13 protein-coding genes are annotated in these 15,243 nt (G+C 43.7%); 4 read left to right on the top strand and 9 right to left on the bottom strand.

Annotation, left to right across the window (positions count from 1 at the left end):
• The coding region (locus tag JMX93_RS13905) for an EF-Tu C-terminal domain-related protein (RefSeq protein ID WP_449301519.1) at positions 1-76 on the top strand (76 nt) is incomplete at its 5' end.
• 177 nt (positions 77-253) lie between these two features.
• Positions 254-742: a ribosomal protein S18-alanine N-acetyltransferase gene (gene rimI / locus JMX93_RS13900; protein WP_499205072.1), complete on the top strand. Its 489-nt coding sequence runs from the start codon at positions 254-256 to the stop codon at positions 740-742.
• Positions 743-859: 117 nt separating this feature from the next.
• On the opposite strand, the gene JMX93_RS13895 is transcribed toward rimI, so the two are convergent.
• Genes JMX93_RS13895 through trxB form a run of 3 tightly spaced genes read right to left on the bottom strand, consistent with a single transcriptional unit; the run spans position 860 to position 3,118 of the window.
• The gene (locus JMX93_RS13895) at positions 860-1,249 is read right to left on the bottom strand and encodes a MerR family transcriptional regulator (RefSeq protein ID WP_193013466.1); all 390 of its coding nucleotides are present in this window, start codon (positions 1,247-1,249) and stop codon (positions 860-862) included.
• 51 nt (positions 1,250-1,300) lie between these two features.
• A complete protein-coding gene (gene aat, locus JMX93_RS13890; protein ID WP_499205071.1) occupies positions 1,301-2,095 on the bottom strand; it encodes a leucyl/phenylalanyl-tRNA--protein transferase in 795 nt (264 codons plus the stop codon).
• Positions 2,096-3,118, bottom strand: coding sequence for a thioredoxin-disulfide reductase (gene trxB, locus JMX93_RS13885; protein WP_499205070.1), 1,023 nt, complete (start codon positions 3,116-3,118; stop codon positions 2,096-2,098).
• A gap of 569 nt (positions 3,119-3,687) precedes the next feature.
• Here trxB and JMX93_RS13880 point away from each other — a divergent pair.
• A complete protein-coding gene (locus JMX93_RS13880; protein WP_499205069.1) occupies positions 3,688-7,086 on the top strand; it encodes a DNA translocase FtsK 4TM domain-containing protein in 3,399 nt (1,132 codons plus the stop codon).
• Positions 7,087-7,984: 898 nt separating this feature from the next.
• Positions 7,985-9,478, top strand: a complete 1,494-nt coding sequence (locus JMX93_RS13875) for an amidase (RefSeq protein ID WP_499205068.1) — start codon at positions 7,985-7,987, stop codon at positions 9,476-9,478.
• Positions 9,479-9,508: 30 nt separating this feature from the next.
• Here the strand turns inward: JMX93_RS13875 and JMX93_RS13870 are convergent, their stop codons facing one another.
• The 6 genes from JMX93_RS13870 to JMX93_RS13845 form a co-directional block, all read right to left on the bottom strand.
• Positions 9,509-10,402 carry a DODA-type extradiol aromatic ring-opening family dioxygenase gene (locus JMX93_RS13870; protein ID WP_499205067.1) on the bottom strand — a complete coding sequence of 298 codons (894 nt, stop codon included), beginning with the start codon at positions 10,400-10,402 and terminating at the stop codon, positions 9,509-9,511.
• A gap of 127 nt (positions 10,403-10,529) precedes the next feature.
• Positions 10,530-11,018, bottom strand: coding sequence for a 23S rRNA (pseudouridine(1915)-N(3))-methyltransferase RlmH (gene rlmH, locus JMX93_RS13865; RefSeq protein WP_499205066.1), 489 nt, complete (start codon positions 11,016-11,018; stop codon positions 10,530-10,532).
• A 215-nt stretch (positions 11,019-11,233) separates the two neighbouring features.
• Positions 11,234-11,782, bottom strand: coding sequence for a DUF421 domain-containing protein (locus JMX93_RS13860; RefSeq protein ID WP_499205065.1), 549 nt, complete (start codon positions 11,780-11,782; stop codon positions 11,234-11,236).
• Positions 11,783-11,920: 138 nt separating this feature from the next.
• Positions 11,921-12,436 (bottom strand): ABZJ_00895 family protein, encoded by a 516-nt coding sequence (locus JMX93_RS13855; RefSeq protein ID WP_499205064.1) that lies wholly within the window; start codon positions 12,434-12,436, stop codon positions 11,921-11,923.
• 43 nt (positions 12,437-12,479) lie between these two features.
• Entirely contained in the window at positions 12,480-14,498 is a 2,019-nt protein-coding gene (dacB, locus tag JMX93_RS13850; RefSeq protein WP_443215829.1) for a D-alanyl-D-alanine carboxypeptidase/D-alanyl-D-alanine endopeptidase, read from the bottom strand.
• Positions 14,499-14,617: 119 nt separating this feature from the next.
• Positions 14,618-15,223, bottom strand: a complete 606-nt coding sequence (locus tag JMX93_RS13845) for a 3'-5' exonuclease (protein WP_198333136.1) — start codon at positions 15,221-15,223, stop codon at positions 14,618-14,620.
• Between the last annotated feature and the right edge of the window lie 20 nt (positions 15,224-15,243).

The following is a 15,243-nucleotide window of genomic DNA, read 5'->3' as shown; positions in this document are numbered from 1 at the left end:
CAAAGGTCTTCGCTTTGCAATTCGTGAAGGCGGCCGTACTGTAGGCGCTGGTGTTGTTGCTAACGTATTGAACTAATCACTAAGTCTCAGTAATGAGCTTATGAGTTAGTCATAAAGAAGCCATCCTCTTAGAGGGTGGCTTTTTTTTGGGCGCAAAACAGGTAGTTGCATAATCAATATCATAATGATAAATATTTGAGATAAAGTAAGTGCTATTGTATTTGGATGTGTATAAATAATAATAAAAGGATAAATGATGGTGGTGATAGAAAGTCTAACAACCCATAGCTCAGATTTTGAACAAGTGCTGCAAGCAGTAGAGGGTATCGAAGCCATAGTCCAGCCACAAGATGCTTGGAACTATCAGACTTTGCTTGAACTGCTTGAGCAAGATAGTATTAATCTGTTGATAGTTTATGCACTAGAGCAAAATAAAAAGAGTAACGTAATTGGCTACTGTCTATATCAAGTGATTTTTGAACAAGCAGAGATTTTGCGTATTGGCACTCATCCTGATTATCAACGCCAAGGTATCGCTTCACAAATTTTTGCTAGATTAAATACGGAATTGAAAACTCGTCAGGTAGAGAGCCTTTTATTAGAAGTCCGTGCGGATAATGCGCCTGCGATAGCCTTATATGAGCAGCAAGAATTTGCTCTGATTCATAAGCGTAAAGGGTATTACCAAACTCCCCATCAACCAGCAGTCGATGCCTTAATCATGCAACGCATTTATAATTAAACGTATTTATCATTAATGGCACTCAATGCCGTAAAACGGCTTTATCAAAATGATAGATGAGTAGAAAACATTTGATGAGATTTATGATGCTTTTTTATGGATTTCAATATATAGGTTTTAGTCACTGCTTGCTTGCATACTTTCAAGCTCCGCAATTCGTTCGCTCAATAGTTCAATCATAATGCTAGTATTGGCTTGCTGTTTTAAAACTTGCTCTAACTTCTTCTGAGTGAAGCTTAACTGTTCATCGAGCCCTATTTTTCCATTATAGTAATCATCGAAACCATCTTTGATTTCGTTAAGTGTGAAACCCACTGTCTGTGCACTTTTAATCAGCTCAATACGTTCTACACACTCTGGATGAAATTCGGAATATAGGCGTGATCCTGCTTGACGTTTACGAGATTTTAGCAAGCCCAGTTGGTCATAATGACGAACGGTATCTTTGGTGGTATTGGCTTTAGTCGCGAGAGTTCCAATTAATAAGAATGATTTGTCGGATGCCATAATGGTCTCATAGGTCTGTAGGTAAATGCTTGTTAGTAGCCATAATGCTCATCATAACTTGAGCTGCCAAGGTTCTACGTTACCAAGTAGTGATACTGGTAGCGGTTTGTGAGAGTCACTTTGCCATGTGATGGCATCGCCAGCTATTAATGAATCTAACCGAGTGAGAAACTCCACGCGTGGTAATGTAGTTGCACCTAAGCTCATCAGATGATCGTTTGGTAATTGACAGTCGACCAGCGCCACATGGCTTTGTTCACATAAGCGCATTAGACCCCAAAATGCTAACTTTGAAGCATTAGAGGCGATATGAAACATGGATTCGCCAAAGTAAATGCTACCTATTTTTAATCCATAAAGCCCGCCTATTAATCGTCCTTTATCATCCCAAACTTCAATGCTATGAGCAAAGCCTTGAGCATGTAGTTTGGTGTAGGCCTCAATCATTTCATCATGAATCCAAGTGTGCTCACCTTCAGGCAATCCATCACTGCGTGGCAAACTACAGGCATGTATGACGTCATCAAATGCTTGATTGAGTGTCAGTTGCCAACGCTCGCGGATTGCTTGCTTACGCAGGGACTTGCTTGGCTGATAGTCTGTTGGCACCATCACACAGCGCGGTTCAGGACACCACCAAGCGATAGGCTCATCCTCATTAAACCAAGGAAACAAACCCTGCGCGTAAGCAGAAATGAGTGTTTCGGGTGCCAAATCTCCCCCGACGGCGACGATACCAATACCATCAGGATCGACAGAGATAGGATGAGGAAAGTCATAACGCCCAAGACTTTTTAAGGTCTCAGGCGTGATGTTCTTATCGTTGTATTGAGAGAAATTACCCATTTAGGCTTCTTTATCAGCAGTCAGTGTTGACGCATAAGTATGGTCAGTCGCTGTTGCTTCACCAATGGTATCCAAGTATTTTTCAGCATCAAGCGCGGCCATACAGCCCGTACCAGCAGATGTAATCGCTTGACGATAGACATGATCGGCGACATCACCCGCGGCAAATACGCCTTCGATGCTGGTTTGTGTGGCATTACCCTCTAATCCGCTTTTAACAATAAGATAGCCGTCTTTCATATCTAGCTGATTTTTGAACAATTCTGTATTAGGCTTATGACCGATCGCGACAAACATACCCATGACGTCTAGTGGTTTGGTCGTGCCATCAATCATAGATTCGATGATCACACCATTAACACCCATATCATCGCCAACGACTTCTTTAACTTTATGGTTCCACTCAATTTTGATATTGCCATTTTTGGCTTTCTCAAACAACTTGTCTTGGAGGATTTTTTCAGAACGCAAACCATCGCGGCGATGTACTAGCGTCACTTCAGAAGCAATATTAGATAGGTATAAAGCTTCTTCGACAGCAGTATTACCGCCACCAATCACGGCGACTTTTTGGTCTTTATAAAAGAAACCATCACAAGTGGCACAAGCTGATACGCCTAAGCCTCTAAATTTGGTTTCTGATTCTAATCCCAAATACTGAGCAGACGCGCCTGTTGAGATAATCAAGGCATCACAAGTATAATTACCATTATTGCCTGTCAATTGAAAAGGTCGCACATTCAGATTTACTTCATTGACATGGTCATAGACCAGTTCAGTACCGAAACGTTCGGCATGGGCTTTCATGCGATCCATTAACGCAGGACCAGTCAAATCGTGCGCATCACCTGGCCAGTTATCGACTTCAGTAGTGGTGGTTAATTGTCCACCTACTTCCATACCAGTGACCATGACAGGCTTGAGGTTGGCACGTGCGGCATAGACTGCAGCAGAGTAGCCAGCAGGGCCTGAGCCTAGGATAATGAGTTTTTCGTGACGTGGAGCGGTATTGTCAGTTGCCATGAGTTATTCCTTGCTAAATATAAATGTTAAAAATATGAGTGAGCAATATAATAAAAAACAGTCTTCAAAATTGATGCTAATGGGGTTTTCTAATCGCTGCGTGATAATAACATAAGGGCATTGGACGAAAAGTACAAGTTTGCTAAAACAAACACAGGTATGATTACAATCAAAGTATATTTTTCTTGAAATATTATGGTTAGAAACCGCTGGTATTTTATAGGGCTTATCTAACATAACAGCCCTTGTTTTGTTCGTTATATTTTGCGAGTGACATGGATTTTTGCCTAAACCGTACACAGACTTATTTTATTGCACGCTTTCTTTGTAAGACGGTCGCCACTATCCCTATGTATTTGTTATTATAAGAAGTTATGCCAAGTGCGCTAAAGGCAAAAAGAAGGCTATTGTATATCGCTTTTATAATAGACAATACTTGCTGCACACTTTGCTAAGTGCGTTTGTATCAGCACTTTATATCCAACCCTTTATCAGCGCTTTATGTCAGCATGATTAGGCTTAGTCATGCATTGGCGACCATTTAGTATTAATAACAAGGCAGATCTTACGTGATATCAGCACCGCTTATTGAGTATTTAAAAAAGGGAATATTTACCCTCCTTGGGTTAATACTGGCCGTCTATCTATTTGTTATTTTGATGACGTATACCAGTAATGACCCTAGTTGGTCGCATATCAGTAGTGATATGACCACGATTAATAATGTAGGCGGCGAATCGGGTGCTTGGTTATCTGACTTGCTTTATAGCTTCTTTGGTTTTGGCGCATGGTGGCTGCTAGCATTTGTGGTTTATGAGTCTATCCTTATTTGGTGGGACAACAAGCCAACGTTTTGGCTGATGCGTGTGGTCGCTTATGTGTTTTTATTATTAAGTGCCAGTGCTTTGTTTGCGCAATTGGTGGCTGTAGTGCAGCAATTGACCAATCCAGGAACGATAGGGCTAGAAGGTGTGGCTGGTGGCATTATTGGGCTTGAATTACAGGCGCGCTTGGCACAGCTTTTATCGCAGTGGGGGAGTGTGATTTTCTTGACAGCATTCGTCATTATTACTGCGACCTTTGCCTTTAATATTCACTGGCTGGCGATTTATGAGAAGATTAAGGCGCTATCATGGCTTGGCTCAGGTGTGAAGCGTAAAGGTAGAATGCATGATAGCGTGTCAACCACGCCAGAAAATATTAATGCCAAGCAAAATGATGAAAATATAGCCAAAAGTAATGCGAAAAAAGACGCAGCCGATTACGAACAGTTGCCACTTGAGTTGCAAGTTGCTAGCAGTGCTCGAGCCGTGGACAACAGCGGTCGGTTCAGCAATGTGTTGTCAGAGTTCTTGGCAACGTCGGGACTGGCTGAGAGCGTTAAAGCCTCTGTGGTCGCCGCAACACAAGCGGCGATGCCTAATTCAGCTGTTAAATCTAGTCATGAGAATAATGAGCATGTACCTGTCTCCGTAGAGACACCTAGCAGTACTGTTGAAAATCTAGAAAGTGAGATGAATACATCGACGACGACAAGTCCTGCCATGGCTGCTATCCGTAAAGTCGAGCCAAGCTTTGCTTGGAATGATGCCAATACTATCAATGACTTATTAGCCAGCGAGCAAATGGCTTATGGCGCTAATAACATGAACACTGCTGATTCAGCTTCTACTACTTCTGTATCTTCTGATAACAGTACTGAGTTGTTGGAGACAGCAGCACCAGAATCCACAGTGATATCAACCGTAGAGATGTCCGAAGCTCAATCAACAGGGAGCTTGCCGTCAACAGCTCAGCCATCAATGGATGAGCTGGTAGACGGTGAGACGGCTGACGAAACGGATAATGAGTCTAAATCGTTTGAGTTAGAGGATAACGTGGAGGCCGTTGATATATTGGCCGATGCATGGTTGGCAGAGCATGCTGATGTCTCAAAATCTACGGCTATACAGCCTGCAGAAATAGGACAACCTGCAAAATCAGTGCAAGCAGCCAATATGGCTAAGCTGCCCAGACAAGCAGCAGCCACAGCGCCTGCGACAGACTCATCTAATAGCGTAATAAATGGCCTTATTGATAGATGGGTTGATGAAGAGCCTGAACCGTCAGACGATTCCGAGCCTTCTTCTATATCTAATGAAGCTAGTGCCGCAAACACAGTTGACGTGGTTGCCCCAGTCACGAAAGTCGCTGATATGACGCCAACTAATACGCCACCGTCTAATCCTAAATTAGCTCCTACGATAGAAAGTAGTGTCTCGACGACAACTGGTGCTGCACCAACGAATAGTACACCTGCACCCGCTGCTAAACCAATGGTAAGTTTTGCAGTACCTGATGGCGATAGTAGCAACCATATCACTGACATGATGCCAGAGGATGATAGCGCTGAGGATGATAATGCGCCCGTTATGCCAGATATTAGTGATGATGCCGCCTTCAGTCAAAAATCACGCTCGATGCAAACGGCTGCCTATCGCAGTAGCCTAACGCCTATTCCAGAGATTTCTATTCTAGATAAGCCAGACCCTGATCGTAAGCCCAGTTACACCATCGCCGAGCTTGAGCAATTATCAGAATTATTAGAGATTAAATTACAAGAATTCAATGTAAAGGCGGCTGTGGTCAATGCTATCCCAGGGCCAGTCGTCACCCGCTTTGAAGTGGAGCTTGCTGCTGGGGTAAAAGCCAGTAAGGTTACAGGTATTTCACGTGATTTGGCGCGCTCGTTATCCATGGCGTCTTTGCGTGTGGTCGAAGTGATTCCGGGTAAGCCGTATATCGGTATTGAAGTGCCTAATAAGCAGCGCGAAATGGTACGCTTGATTGAGCTATTGAATACCGAAAAATTCCAAGATCCTAAAGCCCAAATCAGCATGGCGATGGGTAAGGATATCGGTGGTAATGCCATTATTACTGATCTTGCCCGCGCACCGCATATGTTGGTTGCTGGTACTACAGGTTCGGGAAAATCGGTATTGGTCAACTCCATGCTACTATCGATGCTACTCAAATATACGCCAAATGAGCTGCGTCTGATTTTGATTGATCCAAAGCAGCTTGAGCTTGCCAACTATAATGATATTCCGCATCTATTAACACCAGTCGTTACCGATATGACCGAAGCGGCCAGTGCTTTGTCATGGTGCGTGGCAGAGATGGAGCGCCGTTATCAGCTGATGAGTTTGCTGAAAGTGCGTAAGCTTAATGAGTTTAATAAAAAGGTCATTGCTGCTGAAAAATCGGGCAATCCGATGCTTGATCCTTTGTGGCGACCTAATGACAGCGTGAGTATCAGCCAAGCACCGAAACTAAAAACTTTACCGATGATTGTCATTGTCGCCGATGAGTTTGCTGATATGATTATGCAGGTCGGCAAACAAGCCGAAGAGCTTATCACGCGCTTGGCACAAAAATCACGCGCTGCAGGGATTCATTTAATGCTTGCTACCCAGCGTCCATCGGTCGATGTGATTACTGGTTTGATTAAAGCCAATATTCCAGTACGTGCAGCGCTGAGGGTGAACTCAAAAGTAGATTCGCGGACGATTTTGGATAGTGGTGGTGCCGAAGATATGCTTGGTAATGGTGATATGCTCTTTCTAGGTCCAGGGCAAATTGAGCCAGACCGTGTGCATGGTGCCTATGTCAGCGATGAAGAGGTCAACCGTGTCTGCGACGCGTGGCGCGAACGCGGTGCACCCGATTATATTGACAACATGGCAGGCAATTTTGAATTGTCTAGTCCGGGCGGCGGTGGTAGTACGGCTAACGCTTCTGGTGAGGACGACGACCTTTATAACGATGCCGTGGCCTTTATTATGGAGACGCGAAAAGTTTCTGCCTCTAGTATCCAGCGTAAATTTAGCATCGGCTATAACCGTGCCGCACGTATCGTAGATTCCATGGAGGATGCGGGATTGGTCAGCTCAATGGGCAAAAGCGGTAAGCGTGAGCTATTAATGTAGTGTTTAGACTCTATTAGACAATAAAAAAGACGAGTGACGAAAGTGGCTCGCTTTTTTTTCTTTAAATTAAGATGACGATATGTATGTACTCTTCCAGCTGTTTATTAAACTGATATACTTTATATTAAAACAAGCATTGAGCTTCATTTATTAGAAATGCTGTATGGTGCAGTGTGTAAATATTAAGAGATCTATATTTTATCGATATATTGGAGAGCAAAAAAAGCTTATGTTTCATTTTGTTTTAATAGCATGTTATTTAGGTATTTTTTTAGGTGGCCTTCTACTATTTTTAATGGTTTTAGGCTTTATCCTTGATACTGTTTTTCTATTTTTTCCTAGAGTCAGATGTACAGTTGAAAGCTATAGCATATACCCTATATTTCCTCAAGAATCAGAAAAAGACATACAATTATACAATTTGAAAATCAACTATCAATATAGATATAAAGGTAGTTTACAAAAGTCTAGTAGACTGAATCATTACAATTCTTTCGAGAGAAGCTCTCCTACAGAAGTTGAAAATGCTTTCAAATATTACCTTGTTAACAATAAAGAGATTTATGCTTACATTTGTCCTTTTATAAATAATTATGCTGTGTTATTCCCATTAAAGTTCCATTTAGTAAAAAATGGAGCTATCTTTATCTTATGTTTACTAGCATTTTTAACATTTGGTTATTTTATAAGTTTTTGGTAGAAAAGTAATCTCTATTGGTAGTTTATACGCATTGTAGAAAATCTAAGCGTTCATACATCAGCCTTATGAAGAGTGCTTTTAAGGTTTTCGTAAAATATAGTGTAATCTTTAAAATATTATAAGATAGAAATTAAAGAAAAAGTAAGGAAAATTCTTGTAGAAGCTGAGTAGTAAACTAATTTCCAAGGAAGGTCAGTTATGTTTAAAGAATATACCCAATATGATGCCATAGCATTGGCGGCATTGGTCAATTCAGGTGAAGTCAGCGCTAAAGAGTTATTAGATGCTGCCGTCTATCAAGCCAATACACTCAATCCCAAATTAAACGCCATCATCCATCGTTTCGATGAGCGGGCTTATCATGCTGCACAGGCGGGATTACCCTCAGGTATATTTAATGGTGTGCCTTATTTGCTCAAAGATTTGTCATTTAGCTTTGCCGGTGAGCCGGTCACGATGGGCAGTCGTAGTGTTAATATCATCTCTGAAAGCGACAGTGAAATCGTCAAGCGTATGAAAGCCACAGGTGTGAATACTTTTGGCAAAACCAATACGCCAGAATTTGGTTTAATTATTACCACCGAACCAAAAGCCCATGGTGCTACTCATAACCCTTTTAAAAAAGGCTACAGCTCTGGCGGCTCGTCGGGCGGTAGTGCAGCGTCAGTGGCGAGTGGTATTGTACCAATGGCCGGCGCTGGTGATGGCGGCGGCTCGATACGGTTTCCGGCTGCTTGGTGCGGTGCGTTTGGCTTAAAGCCAAGCCGTGGCCGTAATCCATTAGGCCCTAACCTTGGTGAAGGGTGGGATGGGGCAGTTGCCGATCATGTGATTACGCGCTCGGTACGTGACAGTGCCGCGATGCTCGATGCCACGAGTGGTGCGGAGATTGGTGCGCCTTATGTCATTGCGCCGCCAGACGGCACGTTTCTGCAAGCAGCGATGCGCGCACCAAGGCAATTAACCATTGCCTTACAACAACAGCCATTGATTGCCAATACTGTGGTGGATAAAGAGGTGCTGGCTGTATTAGAGCAAACGGCTAAGCAGCTAGAAGGCATGGGTCATCAAGTAATACCCGCTGAGCCAAATATCAATATCGAGCAGTTTTGGCATGATTTTATCGTGGTGGTGTGCGCGCATACCGCCTTTACGATTGATAATATCGAGCGGGAGTTTGGATCTGCTCATATCAAAAACCTAGAACCGCAAACCTACAATATGGCGCTGCTCGGACGTTCGTTATCAGCAGTGGACTTGGTTCATGCCAAACACGGTTGGCATAACAGTCAGTATCAAACGGGACTGTTATTAGAAACCTATGACATGATTTTGTGCCCGACCGTGCCGACACCTGCGGTTAAGCATGGTGTACTGCCACCAAGTCGTATGGATGAAATGCTCATGCGTAGCGCAGGGTTGCTCAATAAGGGCATCGATATGGGTAAGTATGCCTTTAGTTCGGGCATGATCGAAAAGCTTAGTCAGCCTGTACTAGGCAAAATGTCCTTTACGCTATTGGGTAATATTACGGGATTGCCAGCGATGTCATTACCCGTAGGAATGAGTAAAAAAGGTTTGCCAATTGGGATGCAGCTGATTGGGCGTATGAATGATGAAGCGACATTATTCAGTGTGGCAGGTGAGATGGAGCGTGCGGGTTTATTTACCAAACCTGCCTTTGAGAAGTAGGTTTGAACGCTTTGATTAGATAAGTACTATTTAATCAAAGCGATAGATATCCATACCCAAGCTATGATGCGCCATGCTTTGATGAACGACAGAGACCCGCTGACCTGTACCTAAGGCAAAAAATAATGGCAACAGATGCTCGTCACTCGGATGAATGTCTTTATAGTCAGGATATTGCTGCCAGTCTAAAGCACTAGGAATGTCTATTTTGAGCTGCTGGAGCAACCACTGCTTGAATGATTTGGCGGCCTGATCTATGCTGTCGGCTTCCCAGCGTAGCGCTTGTAAGTTGTGGGTGATATTACCCGAGCCAATCACAAGGATTTGCTCCTCACGTAGGCGTGCTAGCTGCGCGCCCAATTGGTAACAGGCGATACTGTCATAATGCTGCGGCAATGATACTTGTACGATAGGTATATCGGCCTCTGGATATAAGTGCCTGAGCGGCGCCCACACCCCATGATCGCAAGCCCGCACTGGATTGACACTACAAGTAATACCGCGTGCAGTGAGCTGCTGGGCAAGTGATTCAGCAAGCGCTGGCTGACCAGCTGCAGGGTATTGAAGCTCATATAGCTCAGGCGGAAAACCTGAAAAGTCGTGCCAAGTCTTGGGTTGCGGATTACTGCTCATTTCGAGTTTGGCGGATTGCCAATGCGCTGACATAATTAGGATGGCACGTGGCTTGGGTAGGTTTTGCCCGATACGAGCCAGTGCACTGGTCGTGGCAGATTGCTCAATGGCAAGCGTGGGTGCGCCATGCGAGATAAACAATGCTGGTAGCTTAGCCAAATTCGACCCTAAAGCAGGTGCATCTGCCCAAACACCATTCGCCGTGATCGGCGTTGGCGAATGAGAGTAGGAATCATCAGACTGATGGAGTGAATGAGAGGCGTTAGGTGTCGCGCGTTTTGGATATTTCATGTAGCGTTTATTAGGGCGCTCAGTGGTTTTTCAATCCTTTCTATCATTGATATTGTGCCCATAAACTATCAGCACAGAATATTGGTACAAAATATTAGCACAGAGTATAGCAGTGTTTAATGACTGCTTAATTGCCACGATGATAAGGATGATTGTTATTGATACTCATCGCGCGATACAACTGCTCCATGAGCACAACACGTACCAACGGATGCGGTAATGTCAGCGCTGATAGTGACAATTTTACATCGGCTTTGGCTAATACTTCTGGTGATATGCCGTCCGCACCGCCGATCACCAATGCAATATCATCGCCTTGCTGCATGCCATCAGCTAATTTGTCAGCCAGCCCTTCTGTCGAAATGACTTTACCTTTGACATCCAATACCCATAGTTGCTCACGCCCTGATGCATTATGAGCGGCCAATATTGCCTGTCCTTCTTGCTCACGATACTGTGCCAAATTGGCATCAGAAGGGTTTTTTGCTCGCTTTGCGGCAGCAATTTCCACGATTTCTGTGCTAAGCATAGGCTGGATACGCTTAAAATACTCATCGAACCCCGTCTGTACCCATTTAGGCATTTTATTACCGACGGTTAAAATCCTTACTTTCATAGCCAGTACCACTTTAATTTTAGTCATTAGTAAAATGTAGCAAAAGAATTCTACGCTTGAATGAACGTAACAAACAAGACTCTTAGGACGCTTTTTTATGCTTTACTGTTTTTTGATAAACACTGGTTCTTTGTCCAAGTTTTATTTACCAAATTCTAATCATAGTTAGTTTGATATTCATACATGTATGGCTCGCCATTTATATTATATCGGTCTTACATCAAAGGCTGTATGGTTTGCGAGACACTATCTTCTGTATTTTCGTCATTATCGCCAGCATCAGTCGGGTTAGGTCTTGGAATAATAGTAAGCTTGGCGTCAGATTCAAAAACGATGGCTTCAACATCATCCAAACTATTCACTCCTTCAGAGCGCATTGCACATTCAATCTCTTGACGAGTTAGCCGCTCAGCGCGCATTGCATCTGGTAAAAACTGCCCTTGATAAAAAACAATACGCGGCTCTGATAAAATAAAGCTGCTAAATTGCGGTGAGATAGAGGCGTATTTGGTGACCAAAAACTGCAATAGATAAAGCACTAAAATCGATGAAACTCCTTCGACAAAGGGAAGGTCTTTAAGCAAAATAGTACTGGCACCAAGTGAACCGATCATGACGGTGACGATCCAATCAAAGTTATTGAGCTGTGAGGTAGAGCGTTTACCTGAGACTTTGGTCGCCAGCACGACTAACACGTAAACCATAACAGTCGTCAAAACGATGCGTCCAAGCTTGTCTATATTGTCAAAAAAAATCAGCTCCATGATGAATTCTCCTATTAAAATATAAAACCGCTAGTCACCCAAAATATTACTCACTCAAGTTAGCCTAACGGATTTTATGCATCAGTAGGGAGAAAAATTTGTAGCACCTTGTAGAGGTTTGGTTGAGGCTATCATGGCTCACATAATTTTGCGCTTAGGATCAAGCAGGTGATTGATCGCCCAAAGACTGATGCGAGCACTGACCAATGTCAGCACCAATATCATCACCAGCGATGAGAGCAATGGCAATGGCTGCTGAATGGCCATCTCCAGTAAGACTTCACGATTTACCGCATCAAACAACCAAAACCATATGGCTAAGAAGTAAATGACAGTCAGTAGCCAGACCACAGCGACGCCGCCAAACATTAAGCGATTGATCTCACTGCTATTCAATGCGCGCTGCTGATGTTTGACAAATTTATGAACCGCGATATAAGCCCCGATAATGATAGATAACACCGTTACCAGTTGCGAGTTCAAAGCAAGCTTGGTTTGAATCATCATAAATATTGCGCTGGCAAGCGTATAGCCAATCGCGAAATATCCTACATATTGTGCCAATTTAGGTTGCGCTGACTCATGGTTTTTCGGCAGCGGCTCGCCACTTGAATGAGTCTTGAGTTTATTGAGATTGGTTGTCTTGCGTGACATAAGCGAACCTTTATAAAGGTGAAAAGTAGGATGTAAAAAACACTTAATGCTGCGCCGTCCAATCAAGCATCGCATCTAGCACGGGTCTGGCCGTATAAGCATTATGCGCGTGCTCACTATTGATGAGTCCAACCACGACATAATCCTGTCCCGATAATCCTTTGACATAGCCTGCCATCGAGGTGACATTGTTTAAGGTACCCGTTTTTATCCACGCACGACCAATGGCTGCTGATTCGGGTAGGCGTTTACTATGAGCGGTAATGGTGCCACTAACGCCAGCGACACCTAACGAATTGACGTAAGCGTTAAAACTTGGATGGCTATAAGCATAAGTTAGAAGCTCGCTTAAGTTGGCGGCTGTTATGGTACAGTCGCGGCAGAGTCCTGAACCATTGGTCAAATGGGGCGGCGGTGTGCTTAGATTGGTCTGCCACCATTGATTAATAGTCTGCAATGCTACAGGATAGCCCGTTGTAGTCGGCTTGCCAAATTGATACAAGCTATATGAATTATTAATAGCTTTATCGACCGTTTTATTATCAAGTTTGTCATAAACACCAATCGATAGTGCCACTTGCTCAGTCATCACATTGTTTGAGAAATGATTGATATCGTAAATCTGCTGAGTCAAATTTAATGATGGGTAGCTGACAATAGGCAGCGGTGAGATAGGTAGTGCTGCCAGACCATGCATTGATTTGGTACTTTTTGCTGCAGTGTAAGGTGTTTCTTGAGTGATGACATCACCACTCAGCGTATTGCCTAGCTCTTGCCATTTTGCGGCAATAACGCGTGCCGCAAAATCTTTGGCGTCAGGATAAGCAACATAAAAAGCGTGCTCTTGACAGCTGTTTGGCAAATTAGTATTTAAAATCAATTGTTTTGTTTGCCACTCGGGTGCGAGACTATAACGCGCTTGTCCACAGGCCGCCGAACGCGTATTTATTATGCTGGGCAAATCATAGTTTGCTAATTGCGGTGTATAAGTCAGATTTGCTTGGTCATCGTTTAATGGATAGCTTTTGATACCGATGGTACTAAAATTCACCAAAAAACCATCAGGGCTGGCGTTATAAGGACGCAGTGGCGAGTTATCAAAGGCAGCAGGGTCTTTACTGACATTGTTAAAGACGCCACTGTCAATGATAATATCACCGTCAATATGACGAATACCGGACGTCTGTACTTTATAAAGGAGCTGTTTTAAACGCTCGTGGGTCATTTTTGGATCACCGCTGCCTTGAATAATCAAATCGCCATGCAGACGGTCACCGATGACAAGGCCTGTATGATAGACACGGGTATGCCAGACAAAGTCAGCGCCTAGGGTATCTAACGCAATAAAGCTGGGAACGAGTTTCATGGTGCTGGCAGGCGTGCGAGCGACATCAGATTGATGGTTCAGTAATGGTGAAAATGAAATTTTTATGGAGGTATTATCAGTACTGATGTCACCAGTTTTATTGTTACTGTTACTGGCGTTGTTGTCGTTAATGACAGCTGTTTTTGCCTTATCACCCAATATCGTTGGGATGCTTTCTAAGCTTTGATAAGTGTAAGGATCATCGGTGTAAGCATGCAGTTTTTTCTCATGCTTTTCAATGGTACGCTGCTCAATAGTAATCAGCGTACTTTGTTGGCGCAAATGGTTATTTTGGGTTTTGTGATTATTATTTTGCGTGGCTTTTTGAGGATTGCCTGTTATGTCAGAAGTTATATTGGCAGTCGGTTTTGGCTGAAGAGCGGGGTTAGATGAGCGTTCCGAGCTGCTGCTATCAATGACCTGAATGGGAGCGGGCAGGCGACTGGCGTTTTTATCACCAACTGGTGTGACGATAATACTAATATCAGCTTCTGTTAAATCGGCTCGTGATAATGCTGCTTCGATGGCTTTTGGTAGTGCTGCTTGCGCATGGATTGGCAATACTGTCGCCGTTGCTAATAACGCCATGATAGGTACGTATTTAGTAGGCGGCTTCGACGGTCGCAGATAACAAAAAAAAGGGGATAACTTGGCAGTAAGAGCAGAGGAGTGACGGAGTTTGGAGGTGGGTCGCATGAGCATCTTTCATCAGGTAGCAAAAACAGCCTATGGTAACATGAGTTGCCGTTTTCGCGTAGATGGTAGGCGTGGTTGAAAACCTGTTTTTATCTGAATTTTCAAACTACGGACGCACGCTAGCGCACATGTAAAAATGCCATGGCAGTCATGATCGCATCGTTATAAGCATCGTGGGCGCCTAGCTCGGGTATATTATAATGGGCTAAAATATTGGTCAGATGCTGCGCTTGACTAGAGAGGCCTTGGGTTTGACCACTCCTGCGCCGACTATATAAATGGCGCAAATCTATGATTTCGTTGGGCAGCGCTGTGCCCATATAGCGTTTGACCATAGGGTTTAAAAACGCTGTATCTAAACTTGTACAAAACCCCACAATCGGCCGATTGCCTATAAATGGCAACAGTAGCGCCAGCATCTCATCGTAGCTCATACCATGCTCAACGTCGGCAGTACGCAGGCCATGAATTACAATGGTGTCACGGTCTGGCATCACAGGTGGTCTGCATACGATATGCATGCCATTACCCGTATCGATTGTATTGCCATTAATATGAATCGCGGCGACAGACAGTAAATGGTGATTTTTTGGATTGAGTCCCGTCATTTCGCAGTCAATGGCTACCCACTGCTTAGCCAAAGGCTTGGTAAACATCGATGCCAATTCTGGACGCTGCAGCTGCGTTTTTTGCCAAGCGCAGGATAACTGTGTTAGCCAACTCATATTTGTCGCTCATCCATTTA

Origin of the sequence: Psychrobacter muriicola 2pS (genome assembly GCF_904846535.1) — a bacterium.
Lineage (GTDB): Bacteria > Pseudomonadota > Gammaproteobacteria > Pseudomonadales > Moraxellaceae > Psychrobacter > Psychrobacter aquimaris.
Note: the sequence above shows the minus strand (reverse complement) of the source record. Positions and strands in the feature narration are given on the sequence as shown.